Raw genomic sequence first — 520 nt, 5'->3', positions numbered from 1 at the left:
CATAAACCGATGAAAAATCGCTGATTTCGAGTAGAGGCTGCTCTGAAACTTTGCTCCCTACACTGACATAGCTTGCGGTGACTTCGCCGGATAGAGGCGCAAAAATAGCGTAGTTTTTTAAGCTGTTAGGATTTTGAACACTGGCCACCAACTGGCCTTTAGTTACCTTATCACCAACTTTAACCGCAATCTGCTGCACAATTCCGGCATAAGCAGCACCCACCTGAACCTGTTGCTCTGGTACAGGGGCAACTACCCCAAACAAATGCAACTGAGTGTGGATTTGGCCTGGCCGGGTTTGTTCCAGCTTTATGCCGGCTTTTTCCACTGACCGCGCTGATAACGTAGTACGGCCCTCAAAGGAGTCATACTGCCATTGGTAGTTTTTGCCCTGATAACTGGCGTCGATTTGCACGGCAAAGGAATGAGGTTCCCGCACCACGGTATCACCCAGCCAGTAATCCAGTTCTGGACTGAATTGGACAAGCTCTGCCGGTTCGCCTAAACGCTGTAACCTGAC

1 protein-coding gene is annotated in these 520 nt (G+C 49.8%); it reads right to left on the bottom strand.

Annotated features, from left to right (window positions below):
* On the bottom strand, positions 1 to 520 hold a 520-nt coding region (locus ABD056_RS22860), incomplete at both ends, for an acyl-CoA carboxylase biotin carboxyl carrier protein subunit (RefSeq protein WP_343870610.1).

The sequence above is a fragment of the Caenispirillum bisanense genome, from assembly GCF_039523075.1.
Lineage (GTDB): Bacteria > Pseudomonadota > Alphaproteobacteria > Rhodospirillales > Rhodospirillaceae > Caenispirillum > Caenispirillum bisanense.
This window is presented reverse-complemented; position numbering and strand designations above follow the sequence as displayed.